Annotated in this window: 15 protein-coding genes; 6 read left to right on the forward strand and 9 right to left on the reverse strand. The window is 70.1% G+C overall.

Annotation, left to right across the window (positions count from 1 at the left end; all coding sequences use genetic code 11):
• Positions 1–11 precede the first annotated feature (11 nt).
• The 4 genes from LCL61_RS30785 to LCL61_RS30800 all read left to right on the forward strand — a co-directional run bounded on the left by LCL61_RS30785 (position 12) and on the right by LCL61_RS30800 (position 3,995).
• Complete coding sequence (locus LCL61_RS30785; RefSeq protein WP_340683012.1) at positions 12–1,235, forward strand: acyl-CoA dehydrogenase family protein; 1,224 nt, start codon at positions 12–14, stop codon at positions 1,233–1,235.
• Positions 1,232–2,413, forward strand: coding sequence for an acyl-CoA dehydrogenase family protein (locus LCL61_RS30790; protein ID WP_340683013.1), 1,182 nt, complete (start codon positions 1,232–1,234; stop codon positions 2,411–2,413). The genes LCL61_RS30785 and LCL61_RS30790 overlap by 4 nt, the downstream gene beginning before the upstream one ends.
• Positions 2,410–3,525 carry an acyl-CoA dehydrogenase family protein gene (locus tag LCL61_RS30795; RefSeq protein ID WP_340683014.1) on the forward strand — a complete coding sequence of 372 codons (1,116 nt, stop codon included), beginning with the start codon at positions 2,410–2,412 and terminating at the stop codon, positions 3,523–3,525. The genes LCL61_RS30790 and LCL61_RS30795 overlap by 4 nt, the downstream gene beginning before the upstream one ends.
• Positions 3,526–3,608: 83 nt before the next feature.
• Positions 3,609–3,995: a DUF7715 family protein gene (locus tag LCL61_RS30800; RefSeq protein ID WP_340683015.1), complete on the forward strand. Its 387-nt coding sequence runs from the start codon at positions 3,609–3,611 to the stop codon at positions 3,993–3,995.
• A gap of 3 nt (positions 3,996–3,998) precedes the next feature.
• On the opposite strand, the gene LCL61_RS30805 is transcribed toward LCL61_RS30800, so the two are convergent.
• Entirely contained in the window at positions 3,999–4,616 is a 618-nt protein-coding gene (locus LCL61_RS30805; protein WP_192745156.1) for a TetR/AcrR family transcriptional regulator, read from the reverse strand.
• Between the two features lie 173 nt (positions 4,617–4,789).
• Here LCL61_RS30805 and LCL61_RS30810 point away from each other — a divergent pair, with 173 nt between their 5' ends.
• Both LCL61_RS30810 and LCL61_RS30815 read left to right on the forward strand, forming a co-directional pair.
• On the forward strand, positions 4,790–7,573 hold the full coding sequence (locus LCL61_RS30810; RefSeq protein ID WP_340683016.1) for an AAA family ATPase: 2,784 nt from the start codon (positions 4,790–4,792) through the stop codon (positions 7,571–7,573).
• Positions 7,574–7,781: 208 nt separating this feature from the next.
• Positions 7,782–10,154, forward strand: a complete 2,373-nt coding sequence (locus LCL61_RS30815; RefSeq protein ID WP_340683017.1) for a BTAD domain-containing putative transcriptional regulator — start codon at positions 7,782–7,784, stop codon at positions 10,152–10,154.
• Between the two features lie 508 nt (positions 10,155–10,662).
• Here LCL61_RS30815 and gntA read toward each other — a convergent pair.
• The 8 genes from gntA to LCL61_RS30855 all read right to left on the reverse strand — a co-directional run bounded on the left by gntA (position 10,663) and on the right by LCL61_RS30855 (position 19,191).
• Positions 10,663–11,367, reverse strand: a complete 705-nt coding sequence (gene gntA / locus LCL61_RS30820; protein WP_340683018.1) for a guanitoxin biosynthesis heme-dependent pre-guanitoxin N-hydroxylase GntA — start codon at positions 11,365–11,367, stop codon at positions 10,663–10,665.
• Positions 11,364–12,122 (reverse strand): 4'-phosphopantetheinyl transferase family protein, encoded by a 759-nt coding sequence (locus LCL61_RS30825; RefSeq protein ID WP_340683019.1) that lies wholly within the window; start codon positions 12,120–12,122, stop codon positions 11,364–11,366. Before LCL61_RS30825 ends, gntA begins: the two co-directional genes overlap by 4 nt.
• Positions 12,119–12,865 (reverse strand): thioesterase II family protein, encoded by a 747-nt coding sequence (locus LCL61_RS30830; protein WP_340683020.1) that lies wholly within the window; start codon positions 12,863–12,865, stop codon positions 12,119–12,121. The genes LCL61_RS30825 and LCL61_RS30830 overlap by 4 nt, the downstream gene beginning before the upstream one ends.
• Positions 12,862–13,911 carry an HAD-IIIC family phosphatase gene (locus tag LCL61_RS30835; RefSeq protein WP_340683021.1) on the reverse strand — a complete coding sequence of 350 codons (1,050 nt, stop codon included), beginning with the start codon at positions 13,909–13,911 and terminating at the stop codon, positions 12,862–12,864. The genes LCL61_RS30830 and LCL61_RS30835 overlap by 4 nt, the downstream gene beginning before the upstream one ends.
• Positions 13,908–15,047 carry an acyl-CoA dehydrogenase family protein gene (locus tag LCL61_RS30840; RefSeq protein WP_340683022.1) on the reverse strand — a complete coding sequence of 380 codons (1,140 nt, stop codon included), beginning with the start codon at positions 15,045–15,047 and terminating at the stop codon, positions 13,908–13,910. Before LCL61_RS30840 ends, LCL61_RS30835 begins: the two co-directional genes overlap by 4 nt.
• A gap of 13 nt (positions 15,048–15,060) precedes the next feature.
• On the reverse strand, positions 15,061–15,312 hold the full coding sequence (locus tag LCL61_RS30845; protein WP_007029786.1) for an acyl carrier protein: 252 nt from the start codon (positions 15,310–15,312) through the stop codon (positions 15,061–15,063).
• A 106-nt stretch (positions 15,313–15,418) separates the two neighbouring features.
• The gene (locus tag LCL61_RS30850; protein ID WP_340683023.1) at positions 15,419–16,264 is read right to left on the reverse strand and encodes a 3-hydroxyacyl-CoA dehydrogenase family protein; all 846 of its coding nucleotides are present in this window, start codon (positions 16,262–16,264) and stop codon (positions 15,419–15,421) included.
• A complete protein-coding gene (locus LCL61_RS30855) occupies positions 16,261–19,191 on the reverse strand; it encodes a type I polyketide synthase (protein WP_340683024.1) in 2,931 nt (976 codons plus the stop codon). The genes LCL61_RS30850 and LCL61_RS30855 overlap by 4 nt, the downstream gene beginning before the upstream one ends.

The following is a 19,191-nucleotide window of genomic DNA, read 5'->3' on the forward strand; positions in this document are numbered from 1 at the left end:
GAGGGATAGAGATGGACTTCGCCTTCGACGCGAAAACCGAGGAACTGCGGGGAAAGCTCCTCGAGTTCATGGACTCGCACATCTACCCGGCCGAGGCCGTCTTCGAGCGGCAGCTGGCCGAGCGCGACAGCGAATGGTCGCAGCCGCCGATCGTCGAAGAGCTGAAGGCCGAGGCCCGCGAGCGCGGGCTGTGGAACTTCTTCCTCCCCGGTGACCACGGCGCGGGGCTGACGAACCTGCAGTACGCGCCGCTGGCCGAGATCACCGGCCGCAGCCTCCGGCTCGCGCCGACCGCGCTGAACTGCGCGGCGCCGGACACCGGGAACATGGAAGTCCTCACCATGTTCGGCACCGACCAGCAGAAGAAGCAGTGGCTCCAGCCGCTGCTGGACGGCGAGATAAGGTCCGCGTTCGCGATGACCGAGCCCGACGTCGCCTCCTCCGACGCGCGCAACATCGCCACCAGCATCCGCCGCGACGGCGACGAGTACGTCATCAACGGCCGGAAGTGGTACATCTCCGGCGCGATGAACCCGAACTGCAGGATCTTCATCGTAATGGGCAAGACCGATCCGGACGGCCCGCCGCACAAGCAGCAGAGCATGATCCTGGTCCCCCGCGACACTCCAGGCATGACCGTGAAACGCGGTATGCACGTCTTCGGCTACACCGACGGCGATCACGGCGGCCACGCCGAAGTGGTCTTCGAGGACGTCCGCGTGCCCGCGGAGAACCTCATCGCCGGCGAGGGCGACGGGTTCGCCATCGCGCAGGCCCGCCTCGGTCCCGGCCGGATCCACCACTGCATGCGTGCCATCGGCATGGCCGAACGCGCGCTGGAACTGATGTGCCGCCGGGCGCTTTCGCGCGAGACCTTCGGCAAGCCGATCGCCGAACAGGGCGTGGTGCAGGACTGGATCGCCGAGGCCAGGGTCAAGATCGAGCAGCAGCGCTTGCTGGTGCTCAAGACCGCGTGGCTGATGGACACCGTCGGCAACCAGGGTGCGCACACCGAGATCCAGGCGATCAAGATCTCCACGCCGATCACCGTCGAGTGGATCCTCGACAAGGCCGTGCAGCTGTTCGGCGCGGGCGGCGTCAGCCAGGACTTCCCGATCGCCGAGATGTGGGCGCAGGTGCGGACGCTGCGCCTGGCCGACGGTCCGGACGAGGTGCACAAGCGCTCGCTGGCGCACCGTGAGCTGAAGAAGTACCGCGGGGAGGCGTCGAAGTGACCACTGTGGACGATCTCAAGCGGCGCGTGGCGGATCTGCTGGCCGCGTATCCGCCGGAAAGCACGCCGCGTCAGGACTTCCTCGACGCGCGGTTCGACGCCGGACTGGCGTGGATCCACTTCCCCGAAGGTCTCGGCGGCCTGAGCGCACCGCGTTCGCTCCAGTCCGTCGTGGACAAGGAGCTCGCCGCGGCGGGCGCACCGGACAACGACAAGCGGCGGATCGGAATCGGTCTCGGCATGGCCGCGCCGACCATTCTCGCCTTCGGCACACCCGAACAGCACCAGCGCTTCCTGCGTCCACTGTGGACCGAGCGCGAGGTGTGGTGCCAGCTGTTCAGCGAGCCCGGCGCCGGATCCGACCTGGCCGCGCTGGGCACCCGCGCGGTACGCGACGGCGACGACTGGGTGGTCACCGGGCAGAAGGTCTGGACGTCGGGCGCGCACAAGTCCCAGTGGGCCATCCTGGTCACCCGCACCGATCCCGACGTGCCGAAACACCGTGGCATGACGTACTTCCTGTGCGACATGACCGCTCCGGGCGTCGAGGTCCGGCCGCTGCGCCAGATCACCGGTGAGGCCGAGTTCAACGAGGTCTTCCTCAGCGAGGTCCGCATCCCCGACGCGCACCGCCTCGGCGCGGTCGGGGAGGGCTGGAAGGTCGCGCAGACCACGCTGATGAACGAACGGGTCGCGATCGGCGGCACCGAGTTCCCGCGCGACGGCGGCATGGTCGGCGTCGTCGCGGAAACCTGGCGGGAGCGCCCGGAGCTGCGCACGTCCGAACTGCACGACAGGCTGCTGAAACTGTGGGTGGAGGGGGAAAGCCTGCGCCTGGTGAGTTCGCGGCTGCGGCAACAGCTCGCCGCGGGCGCGCCGGGACCGGAAGGTTCGGCGGTCAAGGTCGCGTTCTCCGAACTGAACCAGGCCGCGTCCGGGCTGGAGATCGAGCTGCTCGGCGACGAGGGCCTGCGTTACGACGACTGGACGATGCGGCGTCCCGACGGCGTGAACTTCCTCGGCCGCGAGGCCGGTTACCGCTATCTGCGCGCGAAGGGCAACTCCATCGAGGGCGGCACCTCGGAGATCCTGCGCAACATCATCGCCGAGCGCGTGCTGGGACTGCCGTCCGAGCCGCGGATCGACAAGGACGTCGCCTGGAAGGACCTGCCCCGATGACCGACCTGCTGTATTCCGAGGTCGAAGAGGACCTTCGCGCCAGCGTCCGGGCTCTGTTCTCCGATCGCGCGGAGCCGGCGGCCCTGATCGCCAGGACCGAGACGGCGGAACCGTACGACCTGAAGTTGTGGCGCACGCTCGCCGCCGACCTCGGCGCGGCGGGCCTCGCCGTCCCGGAGGCGCTGGGCGGGCACGGCGCTTCGGCGCGGGAAGTCGCCGTCGTGATGGAGGAACTCGGGCGCAGCGTCGCCCCGGTCCCGTACCTCGGCAGCGCCGTCCTGGCGACGTCGGCCCTGCTGGCGGCCGACACGTCACAGGCCGAAGTGGCCGAAACGCTCGGGAAACTGGCCGCGGGCACGCTCATCGGCGCGCTGGCCGTCCCGCTGTCGGCCGCGCCCGGCGCCGAGTTCCCCTCGACGGTCGCCGCGGCCGCCGACGGCACGGTCAGCGGCCGGGTCCGCAGCGTCGCCGATGCTTCGGTGGCCGAACTGATCGTCGTTCCGGCGGTGGGACCCGACGGCCCCGGCCTGTACACGGTCGACGCTTCGGCGGCGGGAGTGACGGTCGCCGAGGCGATTTCCCTCGACCTCACCCGGCGCATCGCCGACGTCACCTTGGAGAAGGTTGCCGCGAAGCGTGTCGCCGGCCCCTCGGTGGCGGCGTCCGCGCTGGACACGGCACTCGTGACCGCGGCGGGGCTGCTCGCCTCGGAACAACTCGGGATCGCCGAATGGGCGCTGACCGAAACGGTGCGCTATCTCAAGGAGCGCTACCAGTTCGGCCGTCAGGTCGGTTCGTTCCAGTCGCTGAAGCACCGGCTGGCGAACCTGTACACGGATCTGATCAACGCCAGGGCGACCGCGCGCTACGCCGCCGACTGCCTGGCCTCCGGCGACGACATCGCGATCGCCGTCGCGGTCGCGCAGGCCCGCAACTCCCCCATCGCCGTCCACGCCGCCGAAGAGGCGATCCAGCTGCACGGCGGGATCGGCATGACCTGGGAGCACCCCGCGCACCTGTACCTGAAGCGCGCGAAGAGCGACGAGATCGCGTTCGGCACTCCTGGGCGGCATCGCGCCGCCCTCGCGCCGCTGATCGACCTGCCGGCCTGATCTCCTCCGGCGGGGTCCGTCCCGGAAAGTGTCGGACCCTGCCGGTAGACCTGTTCGAACATCAGATCGAACAGGGAGTCATCATGAAACTGCTCGTGGCCACCTCGAAGACCCAGGGCACCCGGAAAAACGACTTCGACCACTGCGTCGAGGGCGAGCTGCTCTGGATCGCACCGTGCTGTGACGACGGCGAGAGCTCGCCCGATTCCGATTGCGGCTGCGGAAGGGCGTTCGGCGGCCTGAGTTCGCACCGCGGGACGACGACGGCGCTCATCGCGGAACTGCCCGGCTTCACCTATTCCGACTACGCCGAAGCGTTGCGGTCGAGTCTGGCCGCCCAAGGCTGGCCACCCGAAGCCGCCGAAGAGCTGGCGGCGGGCTTGCTCGCCTTCGCCTCCGGATGGGAGGTGGGAACGGTGATCGAACGCCGCGACGACTGTTTCGCCGAGCGACTCGTGCCCGCGGGCTGAGCACTACTCGGGTCGCAGCGCGGCCAGCAGGAGATCGGCGAAGTGGTCGCCGATCTGGCGGGCCGAGAGCGCGCCGCCGCGCCGGTACCACGATCCGAGGTGGTGCACCGACCCGAAGAAGAAGTCGACGATCACGTCGGCCGGTTTGTCCGCGCGGAACTCGCCGGACTCCTGGCCTTCCTCGATCAGCGTGCGGAACCGCTCGTGGTACTTGCGGCGTTCCGCGCGGACGGCCTTCTGCTTCTCCACGCTGAGCTGGTGCATGGACTGCATGAAGATCGTGTTGTCGTCGAGGTTGTCGATCGTGCTGACGACGACGTCGGAGGCGGCGGAACGCAGCCGTTCCCGCAGCGGAGCCTCGCTCGAGACCACTTTTTCCAGCTGCTCGGTCTGCGCGCGCAGCACCCGGGCGTAGATCTCGTAAAGGAGGTCGTCCTTGGAACCGAAGTAGTGGTACATCGCGCCCTTGGTGACCCCGGCCGCCTCGACGATCTCCTGCACGGAGGTGCGGTCGAAACCCTTCTTGGCGAAGAGCTTCGTGGCGTGCGACAGCAGACGGCGCGGGACGGCGGCCTGGTCCTCACCGCCGGCCTCGGCCTTCCTGGTGGTCGCTCGTGTCATGGCCGGCCCCTTCTCGTGCGGACACTCAGCATACCGGCCGGTTTGTCGACGGCCGGAGAAGCGCCGGTTCCCGGGAAGGATTACCGGCCACTGGGCGCCTGGGAGGGCCTCGACCGCCCGGTTCATACGGTTGGGTGACGGCCAGCCGGGCCCCGTCCTGGTGAACTGGGCATATGAGCACCAGGCATCCGGGCACCGGGACGGGATCGCGGGCGGACGTCCGCGTCGAGGAGGTCGGAGCCCTGAGAGACGGAGCCGCTCTGGGCACGACCCCGCTGACGGTGCTAGCCGGGGAGCCGGGTTGCGGCCGCGGCACGGTACTGGACAGGCTCGCCGAGGAGCTCACCCCGTCGGCCAAAGTGCTGGTGCTGCGGCTGGCCAAGCTCGACCGGACACTCCCGTACGGGGCGATGTTCCGGCTTCTCGTCCTTCTCGGCGGGGACCGGGCCGAGGAGGAACCCGCGCGGCGCTCCGTGCTGGCCATGCTCGCCAGGGCGGGCGAGACCACGCCGACCCCGGAGACCGTCGCGAAGATCGCGACCGCCGTGTTCGCGCTTCTCCGCGTCCAGACCCCGTTGGTGGTCCTGGTCGACGACGCGCAGTGGCTCGACGAGCACACCGCCCGGCTGGTGAGCGCGCTGCTGCACCGTTGCACGGCGGAGACACCGATCAGCGTGGTCGCGACAGTGCGGACAGGCGCGGGAGACGACCTGTCCGAGAGCCCCGCGCTGAGAGGCGCCTTCGCGCGGCTCCGGGCGAGCGGGCGCGCGAAGTCGCGGTTCCTCCGGCCGCTTTCGCGTGCGCAATCGCGGTCACTGCTGACGGGACTGGTCTCGGCCCTGCCCAACGATGGCCTGGTGAGCGAGCTGCACACCGCCGCCCGGGGCAATCCCGCCGCCCTGACCGCGCTCGTGCACGGCTACCGGAAGGCCGGAGCGCTGCGGATCATCGACCGCACCGCGTACCGCGTCGAGCGGGTCGACCGGCCGGTGGCCACCGAGGACCATCCGCTCCTGCTGGCGGTGACCGAGGCCGGTGGCGGCGTCAGGGAGGTGGCCGAGACGATGGCGATGCTCTGCCCGCTCGGCACCGCCGCACCCGGCCTGGCCGCGACCGCGCTCGGATGGCGTGAAGACGATCTGCGGGCGGTGCTCGACAGGCTTGTCGCCGAACGTGTCCTGGTGCGGCAGCACGACGGCGGGCATCGGTTCCGGGTCCCCGCCGTGCGTGATGCCTTGCTGACCAAGATCGGGCCGTACGCCTCGCGCAGCCTGGCCGCTCAAGCGGTCCAGGCGGTGTGGTCCGGCTCCGCGTCCGTCTCGGATCCGGATCTGGTGCTCGACTGGATCACCCAGGCCGGGTCGCTCGTCGACACGCGCCGCGCGGCGGACGAACTCCTCGAAAACGGCAAGCGGGTCCTGTTCACCGACGGCGCGAAGGCGGAACGCTGGCTCCACGCGACGCTGTCCTGGGTGACCGAACCGCCGGCGCGGACGGTCGTGCTGATGCTGTTGAGCGCGGCGAAGGCGTTGCACTACCGGGCGGCCGAGGCCGGGGACTGCGCGCGGCAGGTGCTCTGCAAACATCTCGGCCACCTCGAACCCGCGGAGGCACAGGAACTTTCGGTCCTGTTCATCTCCGGGCTCGCCGCCCGCGGTGACCTCGGTGAACTCGCCGAAATCGCGGCGGGCGCGTCGCCGGTGCTGCCGGACGACCCGGCACTGATGGTGATCAACCGCGCGTATGCCCTGGTACTGAGCCATCGCTGGATCGAGGCGCGCGACCTGCTGGAGCGGGCGCGCGCGGTGTGGACCGGCAGCAACCACATCACCGCCGACTTCGGCACGATGTTCCTCGCGGCCTGCGGCGTCGTGCTCGGCGACACGTCCCAGCTGCACACGCTCATCGCGCATCCGGAACTGTGGCGTTCCGGGCATCTTCCGCAGTACAACATCGAACAGCGCCGGTTCGAAGTGGAGATGCTGCTGCAGTTGGGAGAACTCCGGCAGGCGCGGCGACTGATCACCGACGCCGGGATGCCCTTGGACCAGTTGCCGGGAGCCAACCTGTTCGCGCTGAACTACCTCGGCGGTGACTGGGCCGAGGCGATGGAACTGGCCCGGCGGACGATGCTGGGCGGCACCGATCCGGCTCGGCCGCTGCACTGCCTGCTGACGCACTGCGCGATCCGGATCCTCGGCGCGCAGGGCCGGCTCGCCAGGGCCAGGGCGCTGGCCGCCGACAGCCGCCCGGCCGGGATACAGCACACGATCGACCACGCCGAATCCACCGTGCTCGGCGGACTCGGTGACACCGAGGGCGCCGACGCGTTGCTGTACTCCGCCGCGCGCAGCGCCGACGCGGGCGGCTACCTCCTGGGCACCGAAGACCTCTGGGCCGACCTGGCGCGCTCCGCGCTGGCGCGGAACAAGCAACGCGAAGGTGAACATTGGGTACGGCGCTCCGCGCGCACGGCGACCCAGCTCGACACCGCCCGCGCGCACCAGAACCACTACCTCGCCCGCGCGGCGGTCCATCGCGAACCCGCCTCGGCCCGGCGCGCCGCGGCCATCGCGCGCGAACGCCGGGAGGTTCCCTACGAGTCGGCGATGACCCTCCTGCGGGCAGGGCTCGCCGGGCACCGGCCGGAGCGGTCATGGACCGAGGCGTACGAACTGTTCGGCGAGGTCGATGCCTGGTACTGGCGCGGCCGCGTTCGGAAGTTGTTGCGCGACAACGGCTTCGCCGGACCCGGCCGGACGGAGACGACCGCCGAGAACGAACGCCTGCTGGCGATCCTCGTCGCCGAGGGCCTCACCAACCGGCAACTGGCGGTCGTCCTCGAAACCAGTGAGAAAAGCGTGGAAGGCAAGCTCAGCAGGCTTTTCTCACGGACCGGGTACACGTCCCGGGTGGAACTCGCGGCGGCGATCCTGACCGGCGACTACCTGACCTGACCCGACGCATTCAGAGGACTAAGTGCGAGAGTGGCGCGCGCGTCTAGCAGGTGCGAACGTCCACAGTCAACACATCGTGCGGTAACTGGCATCGTTCTCGGGTGCCACTGGCACCGAGCCAGTATCCGCGCCGCGGCGTTGTCCGGGGGTGGGGTGCGGGGCCACGGTGGAGATCGTCTTCGCAAGTCCCGAACAAGGTGGTGACCCTGTGCGTTTCGACCTCCTCGGCCCCTTCAACGTCGTGCACGACGGACGTCCGGTCGTGTTGCGCGGGGCGACCCAGCGAGCCGTGCTCGCCTATCTGCTGTTGCGGCACAACGAGGTCATCGCCACCAGCACGCTGCTGCAGGCGATCTGGGCGGACGAGATCCCCGCCACCGCGCGCAAGATGGTGCAGAACGCCGTTTCGGGGCTGCGCTCGACGCTGGCCCAGCGCACCGGCGCCACCGAGCAGGCGATGCTGCTCACGCACGCGCCCGGTTACCTGCTGCGCGTCGACAGCGAGCAGGTCGACGCCGCCCGGTTCCGGCGGCTCGCCGCCGAAGGGCGGACGGCGCAGGCGGCCGGGAATGTCGAGCAGGCCGTGTCGGCTTATCGTGAAGCGCTCTCGCTGTGGCGTGGCCCGGTGCTCGCCGACCTCACCGAGACCGGTGTGGTGTGGCCCGAGCTGGTCGCGCTGGAGGACCAGCGGATCGCCGTCCACGAGGACCTTTTCGGCTTGGAGCTGGACCGCGGGCACCACCACGAGGTACTCACCGATCTGCGCGGGCTGGCGGAGGCCAACCCGAACCGCGAGCGGCTCAACGCCCAGCTGATGACCGCGCTCTACCGCTGCGGCCGTCACGTGGACGCGCTCGAGGTCTACCGCGCGACGCGCGCCAGCCTCGCCGAAGGGCTCGGCCTGGAGCCGGGCAAGGAGCTGCGCGAGCTGGAACGCGCGATCCTCCAGCACGACGAAACCCTGCTCACCCGGCGGCCGGATCCGGCGCCGCGTCCCGACCCCGAGCCCGCACCGGTGGCCGAGCCACTGCCGTTCACGCCCGCACCGGTGATCGCCTTGCCCCGCACGGAGCCCGTCGAGAGCGAGCGGAAGCCGGTCGTCGCGGTCGGGGTCGCGCTCGCCACGCCGGACGACGATCCCGAAGAGGCCATGGAGGCGCAGGCTCGGTTGCGGACCGTCGTCGAGGAGGAGGCCATCGCCGCGGGCGCGCATCTGCCCGGCGAGTCGGGGCCGGTGGTGCTGGCCCTGTTCGGTCTCCCCCGGACCGGTGACGACGACGCCGTCCACGCGACCCGGACGGCGTTGCGGATCCTCGATCGCCTGGCCACCGCCGGGATCGCGACCCAGATCGGTGTCGACAGCGGGGACGTTCTCGTCGAGTTCACCGCCGCCGGGCCCGGACAGGTGGCAGGCCCCGTCCTGGACCGCTGTGTCCGCTCGGCGCTACGCGCGCCCGAAGGCCGGATCCGCGTCTCGGACGCGGTCCGCGAAGCCTCCGAGCCCGCCGTGGTGCACGAAGCATCCGAAGACTCGCCTGGCTGGTGGCACGCCGTCTCGGCCCGTCAACATCCGATCGCCGAGCCCGCCGATCCCCGCGGCTTCGTCGGCCGTGACCACGACCGCGATCTGCTGAACCACCTTCTCGGTTTCGTCGAGCGCGGCGGGCGCCCGCATCGGGTGACCGTGTTCGGCGAGCCCGGGATCGGCAAGACACGGCTCCTCGCCGAGTTCGCCGAAACCCTCGCCGAGCAGCCCCGCATCCGCGTGCTGGACGCCGGGGCCGACGTCGCCGAGGCGTTCGCCGTCGTTCCCGGGCTGCTCCCCCAGACCGCGTCCCGGCTGCGCACCGAGGGCGGCGACGCCGCGCTTCGGGCCGCTGCCACCGAACTGACCGCCTACGGGCCGCTGGTGGTGCTGGCCGATGACCTGCACCGCGCCGACGCCGAGACCCGCGACTCCGTCGACCGGCTCGGTGAAGCGTGTGCGGGGCTGCCGGTCCTGATCGTCGCCTCCGCACGGCCCGGGCTGCTGGAAGCCGAACACGGCGAGCGATGCGGCACGACGGTGACGCTGGCCCCGCTGGCCGACGACGCCGTCGGCAAGCTGCTCGACAAGCTTCTGCCCGGTACCGCCCGGCTCATCCGCGGCAGGCAGGAGCTGATCGCCAGGATCGGCGGCAACCCCAGGTTCGCGCACGCGTACGCCGAGGAGGTACACGGCCGCACCACCCCGTTTCCGGGACTCGGCCAGGCGATGACGCCGCCGTTGGTCCGCCGGACGCTCGCCGCGCAGCTCGACAGCCTGCCCGCCGCCGAGAAGTCGCTGCTGAAGGCGGCCAGCCTCGCCGGGGACGCCTTCACCGCCGAAGACGTCGCCGCGGTCTGCGGCCGCGACACCGCCGAGATCGAGGGGACGCTGTCCCGGCTCGCGAGCCGCGCGGTGTTGCGCCGGGAGGACGACGCCGGCTACACGTTCCGCCGTGCGACCTTGCGGGAGCTGGTCTACCAGCGGATCCCGCGCGCGACCCGCACCGCGCTGCTCCGGCGCCCGGTCCCGCGCCGCGTCGAAGCGCTGGCCTGACGGCTTTGTACATGAACGCCCCCTTCACCGCGCTAGGCGCCAGGGCCCCGGCAAAGTCGCACAAACGCTGGCCGGTGCCGTTCTTGGTGATTCGAGGTGGACCTCCCGAACGGGGCCGATGACAGAGGCCCTGAACGGACGATGTCCACAAAAGACGCCAGAGGACAGATGAATGTCCGTTTGATATCTATCTGTACGGTTCTGACCGGGGTCGTGAGCGATAAGGACGGCTCTAACCCTCCTCATCACTCACGACCCCTTCACAAAACGCCCGAATCGGGCACGGTCACCCCGAAAGCGCCCCCGGTGGACAGTCGAGAAGTGTCAGGCCACCGTGACGGGCCCTCCGCCAACCACTTGGGCAGCGTGAACACGACTTCGCCGGAACCCTGACCCTCAAGGTAGTGAAGGAGGCCTTCATGTACTTCCGGCTGTGGCGGCGACGGGGTGGTGAAGGCCTCCTTCCCTACCCTGAAGGTAGGCAAGGAGGCCTTCACGGACCGGGGAATCAGCCGGTGGGGCGCTGCATGACGTCCGAGGTGTACTTGACCGACGAAGGCTCGTGCCGCGAAGTGAACGGGCACTTCCAGTCCTCTTCGGTCATCCGTCCGGAGAAGTGCCGGGACGGCATCTGGTACTCGTAGGTGGTGAAGCTCGGGTTGACCGAGCCGTTGTTGGTCGTCTCGCGTTTGCGGATCGCGTCCTGCATCGAGAAGAACTTGTCGCCCAGCAACATGAACTGCATCAGCGAGTTGAACGCGATCGCAGGCCGGGAGAACCTCCGGCTCGCCCGTGACGAACCCGGATGCATGCCGACGACGAAGAACGAGTGCCCGGCGACGTGGAACCCGAAGTTCGGTTCGTCGGGGTCCGAGGTGGCGCCTTCGTCGAGGCCGTAGGTGCGGCTGTCGATGTCGTGGATCAGCTGGAGGTGGCGCCACAGCAGGCGTTCGTACTCCTCCTCGTCGAGGATCCCGCCGGGTTCTTCGAAGGTGGACACGAACGTGCGAAAACTCTTGTCCGACAACGTGGGCCGGATGTCGCGGGCATAGCCGAGCATGTCGCGGTAGTGGGCCCGCGCCGACTCCGGATCGCCCAGCGCCGGGTAGTGGCCGTGGACGATCGAGCCCTTCTTCAACGCCGCACGAGCACCGAGACAGCTGAACTCCGTGGTCTGGATGAACGCTTCGAGCTCCGCTTTCGGGTCGCTCATTTCACTCCGCCTTTCCGATACTCCCCGGCCGTTCGCCGCCTGCCGGGAAGCCAGTCGAAGGCACGCACGGTGACCGGGCGCACCGGGACGGCCAGCGCGGCCGCGTTGCCGGCGCCGGCGTCCAGTTCCGTGATCGTCCATTCAGGACGGTCTTCGAAGGCGACGTCGCCGCCGGTGAGGGTGAAGGAGGGCCCCGGCAGTCCGGCCAGTCCGGTGCCGTCGACCTTGAGGTAGGCCTCCTTGCAGGTCCAGTACCGGAAGAAGGTCAGCGGCTCGCGGACGGCGGCGGCCTCTTCCGGACGCAGTGTCCGCGCGGCCAGTCCGCCGTGGTCGACCTCCCGGACCTCCTCGACGTCCACGCCGACCCGGACCCCGGCCGCGACCGCGACCAGCGCCAGCGCGCCGGACCGGGACAGGCTGAATTCGATCCCCGTCGCGCCTGCCAGTGCCGGGCGGTCGCCGTCGCGGGTGAACCGCAGCTCGGACGGCGGGGTGCCCGTGTACGACGCGAGGATGTCGCGCAGCGCGACATGCGCGGCCAGGAACCGGGCCCGTTCCTCGTCCACCGCGATCGCGGCGGCCCGGCGCAGCTCGTCTTCGGAGAGCGCGCCGAGCAGACCGTAGGCCTCGGACGAGCCCGGGGCGAGCACCCGCGCGAGGGCGATCCGCCACACGTGCACGTCCCGGCCGGGGCTGAGCCGTTCGCCCAGCGCGCCCGAGGGCTGTTTCCACGCCGGGAACCACTGCGTGGTCATCGGCCCAGTTTCCGGTGGATCACGTCCAGCAGCGCCGCCCTGTGCTGCTCGAGATAGAAGTGCCCGCCCGGGTAGGTCACCATCGTCGAGTCGGTGGCGAGTTCGAGCCACGCCGCCAGTTCGTCCAGATCGGCCCGCGGATCGCGGTCGCCGCCGAACACGGTCAGCGGCACCGGCAACGGTTCCCCCGGGACATGCCGGTAGGTCTCGTTGACCGCCAGATCGGCCCGCATCAGCGGCAGGAACATCGCCAGCAGTTCGCGCTCGCGGCGCAGGACGTCCGGCAGACCGCCGAGGGCGTGCAGTTCGGCGGCGAGCCGCTCGTCGGGCAAAGCCCGCAGCTGGAGCCGGGTGTCGGGCAGCTGCGGGGCCGCCCGCCCTGACACGAACAGATGCTTCGGCAGCGTGGCCCCGCGCTCCGCGAGCCTGCGGGTGAGCAGGTACGCGGTCAGGGCGCCGACACTGTGCCCGAAGAACGCGAAGTCACCGGTGAGCGCGTCCCCGAGCCCCTCGATCGCCGCCTCGACAAGGCTTTCGACGTCTTCGTGCGGTGTCTCGCGACCGCGTTCGGCACGGCCGGGCAACTGGACCGGCAGGACGACCAGCCTTTCGCCCGCCGCGAGGACCCATTCCCGGTAGACCGCCGCGCTCGCTCCGGCGTGCGGGAAACAGAACAGCTTGGCCGCCTCGGCAGGCGGGATCCCGCCGGGCAGCCAGGGACATGCCGTGCTCGGAGCGGTCATCGCAGCTCCATCGTCAGATAGGGCGGCGGCGGCTGGATCGTGCTCAGATCGGACTCCAGGACGAGCCGGTCGCCGTCCCGCGAGATCTCGGTGAAGCCCGCGAACGCGTAGGTCACGTACATGACCCGGTTGCGGCCGGTCTCGACGAAGTCCGCGCGCAGTTTCGCGCCGTCTTCCTTCGCCAGTCCCATGATGTGGTTGAGCAGCACCGTGCCGACCCCGCGCGACATCACGCGGCACGACATCAGCATCATCCGCAGATGCCAGGCCGGCGCGCCGCGTTCGGCCAGCGCCAGGCCGATCTTGCCGTAGCCGCCGTACTTGTCGGAAAGGGAGGCTACGAGCAGGACGTGGTCGGGCGAGGTGCGCAGCTCGTCCAGCTCGTCGTAGGAGTAGGTCCGGCCGGTGGAGTTGAGCTGGTTGGTGCGGACGGTCAGTTCCTCGGCCCGCTGCAGGTCCTCCCGCTGGGCACGCGCGATCGTGAACTTCATGTCCAAAGTGGACAAAAACTCCTCGCTGGTGCCCTCGTGGTCCTGTTCGACCTGCTCCCGCACGGCGGCAGCGCGGTAGAGTTCGCGGCGCACCCGCGACTCGTCGGTGACGAACTTCGGCCGGAACTCCTCCGACGCCAGTGCTTCCCCCAGCTTCGCCACGTCGACGGTCTTGACCGAAGGCAGCGCGTGCGCGACCTCGGCCAATTCGAACGGCTGGTCGTCGACGAACGCGATCGCGTCGAGACCGATGTTCAGCGACTTCGCGATCCTTTCCACGGAACCGGATTTGGGGTTCCAGCTGATCTGCGGGTACAGGAAGTACTCGTCGAGCCCGGCCGCCTTCAGCCGCGTCATCGCCGCTTCGTGGTCGTTGCGGCTGGCCACCGAATGCAGGATGCCCAGTTCGTCGAGCCGCTTGATCTCCGCCACGACCTCCGGCCGTACGGTGACCTCGCCGTCTTCCAGCAGCGTGCCGTCCCACAGCGTGTTGTCGAGATCCCACACCACGCATTTGATCCGGCCCCGTTTGGGTTTCTCCAGCACCTCGGTCATCCCGGCACCTCCCGATACGCCTCGTCCGCGATGGTCAGCTCCTGGATCTGGGTGCTGCCCTCGATGATTTCCATGACCTTCGCGTCGCGGTACAAGCGCGCCACCGGGTAGTCGGGGCCGCAGCCGTTCGCGCCGTGGATCTGGACCGCGTCCGAAGCCGCCTTGGCCGCGGCCGTGGACGCGAAGTACTTGGCCACCCAGGTCGCCATGATGGTCGCCGGATCGCCCGCGTCCTTGAGCCGCCCGGCCTTCTCGCACAGCAGGCGCGCGGCGTCGCGCGCGGTGACCATCTCGCTGATCTTGGCGCGGATCTGCGGCAGATCCCGCAGCAGCCCGCCGCCCGCGGACCGCACCGACGTGTAGGCGGCCGACGCGGCGAGCGCCGCCCGCACGATCCCGACCGAACCGCACGCCACGCTGTAGCGCCCGAGGTCGAGCGCGCCGGTCATCACCGTGCCCGCGGCCCAGCCCGGCGGACCGACCAGCGCGGACGGGTCGAGCCGGACGTCGTCGAACTCGATGGTCGCCAGCATGCTCGCCGTGGTGCCGAGCATGTGCCGGACCGGGGTCACCCGGACCCCCGGATGATCCGAGGGCACCAGGAACGCGCTCATCCCGGTGGCCGTGCCGGCGAACACCAGCAGCAGCCCGGCGACCTGGCCGCCGGTGATCCAGGTCTTGCGCCCCCGCAAAGTCCAGACGCCGTTCTCGGCGACGGCCACGGTGCCCGCGGCCGTCGAGTCGCTACCGCTGAAATCCGGCTCGGTCAGGCAGAACGCGCCCAGCGTCGCGCCGTCGGACAGGACGGGCAGCCAGCGCTCGCGCTGCTCATCGTCGCCCCAGCGTTGTACCGTCGCGGTCACCATCGTGTGCACGGTGAGCAGGCTCCGCAGCGAAGAACAGCCGCGGCCCGCCTCCTCGTGCAGCCGCCCGAGGGTGACCATGTCCAGCCCGGCGCCGCCGGCTTCGACGGGGAGGAACGGGGCCCACAGTCCCAGCGCCCCCACCCGCCTCAGCACCTCCGGGGGGATGTGCTCGGCCCGGTCCCACGCGTCCGCGTGCGGGCCGACCTCCTCGTCGACGAAACGCCCGATCACCTCGACCGCGGGCGTTTCGGGCCGTGTCCTCGCCCTCACGTCGTTCTCCCGTTCAGTGCGCGGCCGCGGCGGTGCGCCGCTCGACCAGTTCGGTCATCCGCGTGACGGTGCGGAAGTTGTCCAGCTTCAGTTCCTCGTTGGGGATCCGGGTGGCGAACGCCTTCTCGATGAACATGACCAGCTCCATCGCGAACAGGGAGTTCACGAAACCCAGCGCGAAGATGTCCTGTTCGTCGGTGAACGACAGGCTGGGGAACTTCGCGCCGATGAAGCCGCGGATCTCGCCGCGGACGTCCTGCGACATGGTGGATGCCTCTCTCGTGAAGGAAGATGGGGGCTGAAGGGGCCCTTCACCGCATGCGATGCGACGAAAGCGCCCTTCACCGCGTGAGACGAGGGGAAAGTCCCCTTCAGCCGCCGTAGTTGTAGAAACCCTTGCCGCTCTTGCGCCCGTGCAGCCCGGCCGCGGTCATCTGCTTGAGCAGCGGGCAGGGGCGGTACTTGCTGTCGTTGAACTCGTCGTAGAGGACCTCGACGCTGTAGAGGATCGTGTCGACGCCGATCAGGTCGGCGGTCTCCAGCGGGCCCATCGGGTGCCCGAAGCAGCCGCGGAACACTTCGTCGACCGTCTCCGCGTCCGCGACCCCTTCGTGCACGAGGAAAGCGGCCTCGTTGACGGTGAGCATCAGCACGCGGTTCGAGACGAACCCGGAGGCGTCGTTGACCGGGATCGGCTTCTTTCCCATCGACAGCAGCAGCTCGCGCACGATGTCCTTTGTGGACTCACTGGTGTGGTAGCCGGGGATGAACTCGCACGAAGGCTTCATCGGCACCGGGTTCATGAAGTGCACCCCCATCACCTTGTCCTGGCGCCGGGTGAGCGCCGCGACCTTGGTGATCGGGATGGCGGAGGTGTTGACGACGAACACGGTGTCGGCCTTGCAGGCCTCGTCGAGTTTCGGGTACAGGCGGGACTTGAGGTCCCAGTTCTCGGTGATGTTCTCGATCACCACTTCGGCCTCGGCGAGCAGGGCGAGCTCGGTGCCGAAGGTGATCCGGCCGAGTACGGCGGCCGCGTCGATCTCGGGGCCGCCGAGCATGCGGCTCATCCGGCATTCGAGTTCGATCCGGTCGCGGGCGTCGGCCAGTTTTCCCGGGTCGACGTCGATGAGCACGGCCTCGTGCTCGCTGGTGGCGAGGTTCTGCGCGACCCCGGTGCCCATCACACCGGCGCCGACGACTCCGACGAGGGTCATCGTTCCTCCTTGGCTGCGTTGCTCGTGGTCAGGTCCAGCACGCCGTCGAGCCGGCCGTGGGCGGCCCGGACGGCGTCGGCGCCGCCGGGGTGCTGGTCGGCGAACACGACGGTCGCGCCCAGTTCGGCACCCAGCCGGGTGGCCAGGTCGCGGGCGGTGACGTCCAGTTCGCCTTCGATCAGGTAGACCGGGGTCTCGGCGGACCGGGCGCCGAGCGCGACGTCGGTGACGGCCCTGGTCGGCTCGATCCAGTAGCGGTCGCGCTGGAACGGATAACCCGGCAACGTGGTCTTCCGCGGGTCGCGGCCGTCGTGATAGGCCCGCCAGTCGATGTCCGCCCCGGAAAGCCAGGCGCGGCCGAGCGCTTCGGTGAGCACGGCCGTGTCCTGGCGGGGGTCGGCCTCGCCGGGCAGGGTCGGAACCAGCAGCGGCCACGAGGTCTGCGGGAAATCGGGGTGACCGCGGAACATCGAGCCGAGCGACTGCCCGGCTCCCAGTTCCAGCAACACGGTATCCGGGGAAACACTGGCAAGATGCTCGATCATCGCCGCGAACCGCACGGGACGGCACATGTGCTCGGCCCAGTAGCCGGGATCCTTCAGCTGCTTGAGCGTGATCGGCGCGCCGGTGACGTTCGACAGGTAGGGCACTTCCGGCTCGCGCGGCGTGAGGTTCTTCCGCGCCCACGCGGTCAGTTCCGCCGCGGCCGGGCGCAGGGCCCGCGAGTGGAAGGCGTGCGTGGTGCGCAGCGGCCTGGCCGGGACGCCGTGTCCGGCGAGTTCGGCGGCCAGCCTTTCGACGCCGTCGCCGGCGCCGGACACCACGATCATCCGCGGTCCGTTCACCGCGGCGACGTCGACGCCGAACGCCGTCACGTCGCCCACCAGCGCGGTGAGTTCGGCGGCCCCCAGCGGGACCGCGGCCATCGCGCCTTCCGGCAGCTTCTCGATCAGCTTCGCGCGGGTGGCGACGAGCGCGGTGGCCTCTTCCAGGGTCAGGGCCCCGGCGAGCGTGGCGGCGGCGAACTCGCCGACGCTGTACCCGGCGAGCACGGACGGCTGGACTCCCCAGGCGCGCAGCAGGCGGCCGAGCGCGTAGCCGAGGGTGAACACTGCGGGCTGGGTGACCGACGGAGCGGCGTCCTCGCTGTCGGTCGCGCGACCCAGCAGGCGGGCGAGGTCGCCGCCGTCGGAACCGCGAGAGCCGTGCAGGCTCGTCGTCGGGTCAGTGCCGAGATGCGACTTGAACAGTGCGGCGCATTCGTCGACGGCGGCCTTGAACTCCGGCTCGCTCTCGTAGAGTCCACCCGCCATGCCGCGGTACTGCTCGCCGACCCCGGCGAGCAGGAAGCCGGCCTTCCGCGGCTTCGAGTCCGCTTCGGCCACCACGGACGCGAACGCGTCGACGGCGTCATCCACAGAGGACACAACCGTCATCCGCCGGTGCTCGAACGCCTTCCGGCCGTTGTGCAACGTGTAGGCGACGTCGGCCAGATCCGTCCACTCAGGACTGGAGGCGGCGAGCCTGCCGGTCATCGCGTCCGCCGCTTCGGAGGTCCGCGCGGACCACACGAGCAGCTGGTGCGGACGCGCGGGCGGACGCTCCGGGCAGTCCTCCGGCGCTTCCTCGATGACGACGTGGGCGTCGGTGCCGCCGAAGCCGTACGCGCTGACGCCGGCCAGCCGGGGCCGCTCGCCGCGCGGCCAGTCGCCCAGTTCGGTCTGCACGACGAGTTTGTCACCGCTGTGGGCGAGCTGCGGGTTGGGCTTCTCGAAGTTGACCGCGGGCGGCAGCTTCTCGTGGTGCAACGCCAGCGCGGCCTTGATCAGGCGGGCGACGCCGCCCGCCTGGTTGATGTGCCCGAGATTCGCGTCGATCGAGCCGAGAGTGACCCGCTCGACGCCGTCGACGTCGAAAATCTTCTGTAGCGCGGAGATCTCCGCGACGTCACCGAACGGGGTGCCCAAAGTGGACACTTCGATATGGTCGATCTCGTCGGGCTCGACGTCGGCGGCGGCCATCGCCTCCGCTACGACGGCGGCCTGGCCGGGAACGCCCGGCAGGTTGAACCCTTGCCGCGCGCGGTTGCCCTCGTGGTGGATGGCCCAGCCCCGGATCACCGCGTAGACGCGGTCGCCGTCGGCCAGCGCGTCCTCCAGCCGCCGCAGCACGACGACGCCGAGACCGTTCCCTGGAACCTTGCCGTTGGCGCCCGCGTCGAGGATCCGGTTGATGCCGTCGGGCGCGAACCGGCTGCCCTCACGGTAGAGATAGCCCGGTTCCTGAGGCACCACAACGGAAACCGAGCCGGACACGACCAGGTCGGACTCGCCGGTGAGCAGGCTGGAGCAGCCCTGCGCGACGGCGGCGAGCGCCGTCGAGCTACAGCTCTGCACGCTGACCGACGGGCCGGTCAGATCGAGCGCGTACGACAGCCGGGACGCGAGCAGATCCTTCTCGTTCTGCAGGATCAGCTGATCCGGGCCGACGGTCAGCGCGGTGACGTCGTTGGACAGCAGGTTCGACAGCAGGTACGTACTCGGGGCGCCGCCGGCGAACACCCCGGCGAGGCCTTCGATCCGGTCCGGGTCGACACCCGCGTCCTCCAGCGCGTGCCACGCGCATTCGAGGAACAGCCGGTGCTGCGGGTCGAGGAGTTCGGCGTCGGCGCGGCTGTAGCCGAAGAAGTCGGCGTCGAAGCGGTCGATGCCGGGCAGCAACCCGGCCGCGGGGACGAACGCGGGATCGTCGGCCACTTCGGCGGGGACGCCCGCGGCCAGCAGTTCGGCGCGGGTCATCCGGGTGATGCCGTCGCGGCCGGCGCACAGATCGGCCCAGAACTTGCCGATGTCGGGCGCGCCGGGAAAGTTCCCGGCCATGCCGACGATCGCGATGTCGTCGCCGGTGTCCCGTTCTCGCGTGGTCAT

Origin of the sequence: Amycolatopsis coloradensis (assembly GCF_037997115.1) — a bacterium.
GTDB classification, from domain to species: domain Bacteria; phylum Actinomycetota; class Actinomycetes; order Mycobacteriales; family Pseudonocardiaceae; genus Amycolatopsis; species Amycolatopsis coloradensis_A.

What these genes read in the sequence shown, in the direction of transcription:
- LCL61_RS30850 (WP_340683023.1), bottom strand. Translation starts at nt 16,264, where the DNA reads ATGACCCTCGTCGGAGTCGTCGGCGCCGGTGTGATGGGCACCGGGGTC.
- LCL61_RS30810 (WP_340683016.1), top strand. Translation starts at nt 4,790, where the DNA reads ATGAGCACCAGGCATCCGGGCACCGGGACGGGATCGCGGGCGGACGTC.
- LCL61_RS30830 (WP_340683020.1), bottom strand. Translation starts at nt 12,865, where the DNA reads ATGACCGCTCCGAGCACGGCATGTCCCTGGCTGCCCGGCGGGATCCCG.
- LCL61_RS30835 (WP_340683021.1), bottom strand. Translation starts at nt 13,911, where the DNA reads ATGACCGAGGTGCTGGAGAAACCCAAACGGGGCCGGATCAAATGCGTG.
- LCL61_RS30825 (WP_340683019.1), bottom strand. Translation starts at nt 12,122, where the DNA reads ATGACCACGCAGTGGTTCCCGGCGTGGAAACAGCCCTCGGGCGCGCTG.
- LCL61_RS30795 (WP_340683014.1), top strand. Translation starts at nt 2,410, where the DNA reads ATGACCGACCTGCTGTATTCCGAGGTCGAAGAGGACCTTCGCGCCAGC.
- LCL61_RS30805 (WP_192745156.1), bottom strand. Translation starts at nt 4,616, where the DNA reads ATGACACGAGCGACCACCAGGAAGGCCGAGGCCGGCGGTGAGGACCAG.
- LCL61_RS30800 (WP_340683015.1), top strand. Translation starts at nt 3,609, where the DNA reads ATGAAACTGCTCGTGGCCACCTCGAAGACCCAGGGCACCCGGAAAAAC.
- LCL61_RS30785 (WP_340683012.1), top strand. Translation starts at nt 12, where the DNA reads ATGGACTTCGCCTTCGACGCGAAAACCGAGGAACTGCGGGGAAAGCTC.
- LCL61_RS30855 (WP_340683024.1), bottom strand. Translation starts at nt 19,191, where the DNA reads ATGACCACGCGAGAACGGGACACCGGCGACGACATCGCGATCGTCGGC.
- LCL61_RS30845 (WP_007029786.1), bottom strand. Translation starts at nt 15,312, where the DNA reads ATGTCGCAGGACGTCCGCGGCGAGATCCGCGGCTTCATCGGCGCGAAG.
- gntA (WP_340683018.1), bottom strand. Translation starts at nt 11,367, where the DNA reads ATGAGCGACCCGAAAGCGGAGCTCGAAGCGTTCATCCAGACCACGGAG.